This is a genomic window from Arachidicoccus sp. (assembly GCF_050436765.1).
In the GTDB taxonomy this organism is placed as follows: Bacteria; Bacteroidota; Bacteroidia; order Chitinophagales; family Chitinophagaceae; genus Arachidicoccus.
Map to the genome: position 1 here is coordinate 1 of NZ_JBNQGD010000302.1, position 7,767 is coordinate 7,767.

The 7,767-nt window shown below is 39.5% G+C and carries 5 protein-coding genes and 1 pseudogene; 4 read left to right on the forward strand and 2 right to left on the reverse strand.

Annotated features, from left to right (window positions below):
* A pseudogene (locus tag ACQR30_RS13010) lies at nt 1–631 on the reverse strand (S9 family peptidase); the annotation flags it as partial.
* A 190-nt stretch (nt 632–821) separates the two neighbouring features.
* Here ACQR30_RS13010 and ACQR30_RS13015 point away from each other — a divergent pair.
* The 3 genes from ACQR30_RS13015 (at nt 822) to ACQR30_RS13025 (ending at nt 3,927) form a co-directional block, all read left to right on the forward strand.
* Entirely contained in the window at nt 822–1,142 is a 321-nt protein-coding gene (locus ACQR30_RS13015; RefSeq protein WP_429735788.1) for a DUF3467 domain-containing protein, read from the forward strand.
* Between the two features lie 72 nt (nt 1,143–1,214).
* Nucleotides 1,215–2,846, forward strand: a complete 1,632-nt coding sequence (gene pruA / locus ACQR30_RS13020; RefSeq protein ID WP_429735790.1) for an L-glutamate gamma-semialdehyde dehydrogenase — start codon at nt 1,215–1,217, stop codon at nt 2,844–2,846.
* Nucleotides 2,847–2,940: 94 nt separating this feature from the next.
* A complete protein-coding gene (locus tag ACQR30_RS13025; RefSeq protein ID WP_429735792.1) occupies nt 2,941–3,927 on the forward strand; it encodes a pyruvate dehydrogenase complex E1 component subunit beta in 987 nt (328 codons plus the stop codon).
* 111 nt (nt 3,928–4,038) lie between these two features.
* Here ACQR30_RS13025 and ACQR30_RS13030 read toward each other — a convergent pair whose 3' ends face one another.
* The gene (locus ACQR30_RS13030; protein WP_429735794.1) at nt 4,039–5,256 is read right to left on the reverse strand and encodes an FxLYD domain-containing protein; all 1,218 of its coding nucleotides are present in this window, start codon (nt 5,254–5,256) and stop codon (nt 4,039–4,041) included.
* A gap of 266 nt (nt 5,257–5,522) precedes the next feature.
* Between ACQR30_RS13030 and gyrA the strand changes: the two genes are divergently transcribed.
* A partial coding sequence (gene gyrA, locus ACQR30_RS13035; RefSeq protein WP_429735796.1) for a DNA gyrase subunit A occupies nt 5,523–7,767 on the forward strand: 2,245 nt, incomplete at its 3' end.

The window sequence follows — 7,767 nt, forward strand, 5'->3', positions numbered from 1 at the left end:
TATCGTAAGCAAAAATATCAGTATTCGTGCTTTGTGCGTAGGCGGTACCAAATTCCTTTTTGGTCACATAAATTATTTTTTTGCTATCCGGCGACCAGATAAAATCTTCATCGCCACCAAAAGGCTGTTGCGGACAGAAGTAGGGCTGGTCGGGCATTATATCTTTTTTCATTCCTGCTTTCCCATTTTCGTAGGGTGCGAAAAACACATGACTAAAACTGCCATCAAACCATTTATCCCAGTGCCGGTAATTGAGCGAAGTATATACTTGGCCGGAGGTTTTGTCTAAATCGGGGAAAATATCTTTACCCATTACCTTGTCCAATTTTACTTCGTCATTGCTTAAAATATACTTTCCATCAGGCGAAATACGGTCATTGGCCAATGCAGCATCCTTATCTTCGAGCTCGGTAGCAGTGCCGCCAGTAAGAGGAATCTGATAGGTTTTTGTATCTAATTTATTCTCTTTTATATTAGGGGTGGAAACTTTGTACACTAGAGATTTGCCGTCCTTAGAAATGCCTAGGGCACTTACTCTGCCGAGTTGTAGTAATTGTTCGGGATTAAGGTTTTGCTGTGCGTTGGCTTGTAGCATAGTAAATGCGGCTAAAGTGAAGAATATTTTTTTCATTCGAATTCTTTTATGGCTTTTGAAAATCAAATTATAGGAACAAATGTAATTAAAGTAAAATAGACTTCGGTGAAAAGCAATTGATAATCAATAAGGATAATTGATAATTTAAACCCTTTACAACGTTTGCTTTTGTCTTTTCTGTTTTGAATTTACTAACTTTGCTCTCCAATAAAAATGTACAAATCGAATGTCTAACGAAAAAAACCCAATGCCTGGCAATCAGCTGAACATTGAAATTAATGAAGAAATCGCTGAAGGTACTTATGCCAATCTTGCCATTATTACCCATAGCCACGCAGAATTTATTGTAGATTTTGTAAATGTAATGCCCGGTACGCCAAAAAGCAAAGTAAAGTCGCGTATTATTCTTACACCGATGCATGCCAAGCGCTTTATGCGCGCGTTGGTGGAAAACATTGAACGTTACGAATCAGAAAACGGCAATATTCAAGATATGGAAGAAATAGAAATTCCCCTGAATTTTGGTGGCCCCACTGCGCAAGCGTAGTAGGAGCAAACCTGCGAAACGAGTGATGGGGTCCAACTAAGTATTAATGATTAACTGATAAATAATTAAGAAATGAGCATCGGATATTTTGATTACCCAAAGCCAGCAAATGAAACGGTTTTAAGCTATAAACCCGGATCTGTTGAAAGGGTCGCGTTAAAAAGAGCCCTGGCAGAGGCGAAAAAGAAACAAATAGAAGTGCCAATGTATATTGGTGGTAAGATCGTAAAAACTGGAAATAAAGTAAGCATACATCCACCACATGAACTAAATCATGTATTAGGTTATTTTCATCGTGGAGAACAAAAGCATATACATCAGGCAATTGATGCTGCTTTAAAGGCAAAAAATAGTTGGGAAGCAATGCCCTGGGAAGATCGTGCACATATCTTCTTAAAGGCTGCTGATTTGATTTCCGAGAAATATCGTGCGCAATTAAATGCCGCAACGATGCTTTGTCAAAGCAAAAATGCTTATCAGGCAGAAATTGATAGTGCTTGTGAACTGATAGACTTCTTACGTTTTAATGTACATTTCTTAAGTGAGATCTACCGACAACAACCCGCTTCCGCTCCCGGCGTACACAATCGTACAGAATGGCGTTCACTGGAAGGCTTTGTTGTAGCAATTACACCTTTTAATTTTTCCGCAATAGCTGGAAATTTACCTTCAAGCGCAGCCCTTTGTGGCAATGTCGTTGTCTGGAAAGCGGCTGACACACAGATTTATAGTGCACAGCTGATTATGCGCATTTTTAAAGAAGCGGGATTGCCTGATGGCGTTATCAATCTTATTCATGTAGATGGGCCTGTTTTTGGTAAAGTTTGTTTCAGCCATCCGGACTTTGCAGGAATTCATTTTACCGGTTCTTCTAAGGTATTTAATACCATTTGGAAGACCATAGGTGAGAATATTTCTACGTATAAATCTTATCCGCGCATTGTGGGTGAAACCGGGGGAAAAGATTTTGTAATGGTACACAAGTCTGCCGATGTCGATGTGGTGGTTACCGCTCTTGCCCGCGGTGCATTTGAATACCAAGGTCAAAAATGTTCTGCTGCTTCTCGTGCCTATATTCCTTCAAATATAGCGGACAAAGTAAAAGAGAAATTGGTCGCGATGGTAAAGACTTTTAAAATAGGTACAGTAGAAAATTTCAGCAATTATATCAACGCGGTCGTCGACGAAAAAAGCTTTGATAAGATTGCAAAATATATTGCTAACGCAAAAAAGGATAAAAAAGCCAGTATACTTGTTGGCGGAGGCTGTGACAAATCTGAAGGCTATTTTGTAGAACCTACGGTAATAGAAGCAAAAGATCCGAAATATGTGACGATGTGTGAAGAGGTATTTGGGCCGGTATTAACCATTTATGTGTACGATGCTGACAAGTTTGAACAAACCATGGATTTATTGGACAAGACTTCTCCTTATGCTTTAACAGGTTCTATCATTTCTAAGGATCGCGCGGCAATTGCATTAGCTACCGAAAAATTGCGTCATTCATCAGGTAATTTTTATATCAATGACAAGCCTACCGGAGCTGTTGTTGGTCAACAGCCTTTTGGCGGCGCTCGTGCGTCTGGAACCAATGATAAAGCGGGAAGTGCGTTGAATCTTTATCGCTGGTTAAGTGCAAGGAGTATTAAAGAGACGTTTAATCCACCGACGGATTATATTTACCCGTTTCTTTCGGAAGATTAGTGCACCAAATAATCTTATTGGCTAATTAGCCAATAAGTTATATTTTTGCGCGATTAAAATTCATAAATTAATTATATAATCATAAGAAGTAGTTATGCGACAAATAGCCTTTCGTGAAGCGTTGCGTGAAGCAATGAATGAGGAAATGAGAAGAGATGAACGCGTTTTTTTAATGGGAGAAGAGGTTGCTGAATATAACGGTGCCTACAAAGTAAGTCAGGGACTGTTGGCGGAATTTGGCCCTAAGCGCGTAATTGATACCCCCATTTCTGAACTGGGTTTTACAGGTGTTGCCGTAGGTGCAGCGCAAAACGGCTTGTTGCCAATTGTTGAATTTATGACTTGGAACTTCGCTGTGTTGGCACTGGATCAAATTTTAAATACGGCCTCTAAAATGCAGGCGATGAGCGGCGGACAAATTGGTTGTCCGATCGTGCTTCGTGGAGCAAATGGAAGTGCAGGACAATTAGGCGCACAGCACTCCACCGCTTTTGAATCAATGTATGCGAATATACCGGGGATTAAAGTGGTGTCGGTTTCAAATGGTTACGATGCGAAAGGTCTGTTGAAGCAAGCAATTCGTTATGAAAAAGATCCTATCATCTTTATGGAAAGTGAAGTGATGTATGGTGAAAAATTTGAGGTGCCTGAAGAAGAATATTATATTGAAATTGGTAAAGCGGATATTAAAAAAGCCGGGAAAGATGTAACTATTGTGTCTTTCAACAAGATGATGAAAGTCGCATTGGGCGCAGCCGCTGAACTGGAAAAAGAAGGAATTAGCGCTGAAGTTATTGATTTACGTACCATTCGTCCATTAGATGTACATACCATTTTGGAAAGTGTGAAGAAAACAAATCGATTGGTAATAGTGGAAGAACAGTGGCCATTTGCGTCAGTAAGTACCGAAATTACCTACTGCATTCAAAAAGATGGTTTTGATTATTTAGATGCGCCTATTCGCCGTATTACCAGTGCCGATGCACCAATGCACTATTCGCCAACGTTGGTAGATGCTTATTTGCCTAATATTGAGAGGACAGTAAAATTGGTAAAAGAGGTAATGTATATGAAAAAGTAATCTGACTTTTTCTGAAAAATAAAAAAGGTTATTCTTATAAAAATGCACCCCAATAGTTCAATAAAACTTTGGGGTGCATTTTTAGTTTGGCAAGCAATCGAAGTGCACAGGTTAATGCGCCATCAAATATAGACTATCGCCGCTAATTAAAGAAACTTTATAGGAAATATCTACTGCATTCTTATTGTTAGGAACTTTTATGGTTGCCGTTTTTCCGGCTCCGATATTCGCTGCCTCAAGCGTTTCTCCGGTGATTGTATTCCCGTTGGCATCTAAATATTTCACATCCACCACGGCAATGTTTAACGTTTGAGTACTGATATTTTTTATCCTGATTTTTATATTTCTAATTTCTTTATTGGGGACTTTATTTAAAGATAATGCAACAAAATCGTTAATTGATTTACCTTTCTTCGCACTTATTTTTCTTTCATGAGCCTTGGCAGGCTTGATGACCTCCTTCTCGCGTTTAGTGATTTGTGCGGTTGTTTTTTCGATAGACGGTTCCTCTTTGGGGACTATAATCTTTTTACTATTTTGGACAGAATCTTCCAGTTGCGGCTTGGCAGTTGCCACTGCATCTAATTCATTAGCGGTGTCTATTTGTGTAAGTGAAGAATCCTGATTGCCGGATTTCTTGCTACTATCAATTAAATGAGATGCCTTAGGTGTTTTATCTTTAGGTGTTTTTATTGTTGCAGGTCCAGTTGTGGCAATTCTATTGTTGCTGCTGTCGTTCGCTACATAGACTGGCGGAGCAGATAAACTGGACGAATTCGTAAATTTTTTATAGGCGAAAAAGGCAAGTACACCAATAACGGCTAAAATTGATAACGGGATAATTACCTCTTTCTTGAAATTAGCGCCTGCATCAGACACTTTTTTTTGCTTTTTTATGGCTTGAACTTTCCTTTCCTTTTTTTCGAGATGGGGGGCTGCATCAATATGCTGCACCGAGGCCTTCACTGAAGTGTGTGGCTTTTTAGCTGCATCTTCTACATCGTCGACAGCCGCGTTGCGATTTCTTGGCACCGCAGAAGGAACTCTTTTAAATGGGGCGGTAGGCGTCCCCTTGTCGGAACCTGATGGGTTAATATGTGTGTCTTTGGATTCCTTTATCTCAATAACTTCTTTGTTGGCGGTAATTTTAAATTTAGGTTTGGGGAAATTTGTAGTAAACTCTTTAAACTCGCTAAAAACAGTCGGTGCATGCCATTGGTCTTCCCCCTCCAGTTTTAACTGGTCAGAGGGCAGTAAACCCTGTTTGATAATTTCTTCGTTTGAAAATGGGCCGGATTCTATATTGTTTCTTAGCAAACGGTATAACATCGTTGCATTATTAATATTTGCTCTAAAATAAGATTAAAAATTCAAGCTTTACGAATATTTGAAGGAAATATTTTACCAGTTCACTAATAAAATATCTGCGTATCTTTTAAGGGATTTAGCAATTATTTTGCCATTTTAAATATTTGAAAAAAATATTTAGTTTTTTATGCGTCCATTCCTTAAAAAATGAATGTTTTTTGGCGCTAAAGACGTAACTTTGGAATTCATTGCGCTGCAATATTTGTAGTAAGATTTTTAAATAATTTATGGAAGAAAATAAGAGTTTATTGCCCGATGAAACGGGAGACCACGACCGGATAATTCCGGTGAGTATAGAGACTGAAATGAAAACTGCTTACATCGACTATTCGATGAGTGTGATTGTTGGTCGAGCTTTACCTGATGTGCGTGATGGTTTTAAACCGGTGCACCGCCGCGTACTTTATGGTATGAATGAATTGAGCAACTTTAGCAACAAACCTTATAAAAAGTCTGCGCGTATTGTCGGGGAAGTTATGGGTAAATACCACCCCCATGGGGACTCCTCCATTTATTTCACTGTTGTTCGTATGGCGCAAGAATTTACGATGCGTTATAAGTTGGTCGATGGACAGGGTAACTTTGGTACACAAGATGGGGATTCGCCTGCTGCCATGCGTTATACAGAAATACGTCTGGAAAAGATTGCGGAAGCAATGCTTGAAGATATTGAGAAAGATACAGTTGATTTTCAACTTAATTTTGACGACTCATTAAAAGAACCACAAGTTCTGCCGACACGTATTCCTCAATTGTTGTTAAATGGTTCAAGCGGTATTGCTGTGGGTATGGCCACCAATATGATGCCGCATAATCTGAGTGAAGTGATAGATGGTTGCATCGCCTATATCGACAATAAAGAAATTGGTATTGAAGAGTTAATGCACCACGTAAAGGCGCCGGACTTTCCAACCGGGGGTGTTATTTTTGGAATGGATGGTGTGAAGCAAGCCATGATGACGGGGCGAGGCAGGGTAATGGTTCGTGGTAAATGTCACGTGGAAACAAAGGATTCGGGTCGTGAAAAAATTGTTATTACCGAAGTTCCTTATCAGGTAGGACTCGATGCGCTTACCGATAAAATAGGCCAGTTGGCTACGAATAAAATTATTGATGGTATAGCTTATGTTAATAATGAAACCAGTAAACGCGGTGGTATACGCATAGTTGTCGAATTGAAGCGGGACGCCGTGGCCAATGTCATTATTAATCAATTATATAAATATTCTGAGCTTCAGACCAGTTTTGGTATCAATAATGTTGCCATCAGTAAAGGTCGTCCGCGCACACTTAATTTAAAACAGTTAATAAGTGAGTTTGTTGAATTTAGGATGGACGTGGTCATACGTCGTTCAAGATTTGAATTACGCAAAGCGCAGGAACGTGAGCATTTGTTAAAGGGCTATTTAATTGCTTTAGATAATCTCGATGAAGTTATCCGTATTATCCGCTCTTCTACTAATCCGGAAGAAGCAAAAGAAAATCTGATAGCTGCTCAATTAAAATTGAAGAACTCTCAAATTATTCAATTGCTTGGCGAGGTAGCTGCTAATGAGTTTTTGGATGAAATACAGGCGAAAGCTATTTTGGAAATGCGTTTGCAGCGCTTAACCGGAATGGAACGTGATAAGATTCAGGATGAATACAATGAGTTGATGAAAACTATTGGAAGGCTCAATGAGTTGCTAGCCAATGAGGGATTACGCTATGATTTAATTAAAGAAGAATTACTGGAGGTAAAGACCAAGTTTGGAGATGAGCGCCGTAGCATTATCGAATACAATGCCGATGATATCAGTATAGAAGATTTAATTGAACAGGAAGATGTAGTGATCACTATTTCTCACTTGGGTTATATTAAAAGAACTTCGGCTACCGAATATCGCCAACAAAAGCGCGGTGGACGAGGCGGAAAGGGTGCTGCAACGCGTAACGAAGATTATGTGGAACATTTATTTATAGCGTCTACCCACGATACTATGATGTTCTTTACAGAAAAAGGGCGTTTGTTCTGGATGAAAGTTTATGAAATACCGGAGGGAGAAAAAAATACCAAAGGTCGCGCTATTCAAAACCTTATGCAGATTCCTGGAGATGATAAGGTAAGAACCTTTATCAAGGTTAAGAAACTAACAGATGAAGAATATATTAACAATCACTTTGTTGTGTTATGTACGCGCAAAGGAATTATCAAGAAGACGGCATTAAAAGAATTCAGTCGCCCACGTGCTAACGGTGTAAATGCGATAACTATTAACGAGGGGGATCAGCTATTGGAAGCTATCGTAACCGACGGTAAAAACGAAATAATGCTTGCGATAAAAAGCGGCCGTGCAATTCGTTTCCCGGAAGCGAAAGTGCGTCCAACGGGTCGAGGGGCCATCGGAGTTACAGGAATTGAGGTCGATGAGCATAACGATGAGGTAATTGGTATGATTGCTGTACATAAAGAAGACGCAGAACGTACGATTT

Coding starts and splice junctions, on each gene's coding strand:
- ACQR30_RS13015 (WP_429735788.1), top strand. CDS start 822: ATGTCTAACGAAAAAAACCCAATGCCTGGCAATCAGCTGAACATTGAA.
- pruA (WP_429735790.1), top strand. CDS start 1,215: ATGAGCATCGGATATTTTGATTACCCAAAGCCAGCAAATGAAACGGTT.
- ACQR30_RS13025 (WP_429735792.1), top strand. CDS start 2,941: ATGCGACAAATAGCCTTTCGTGAAGCGTTGCGTGAAGCAATGAATGAG.
- ACQR30_RS13030 (WP_429735794.1), bottom strand. CDS start 5,256: ATGTTATACCGTTTGCTAAGAAACAATATAGAATCCGGCCCATTTTCA.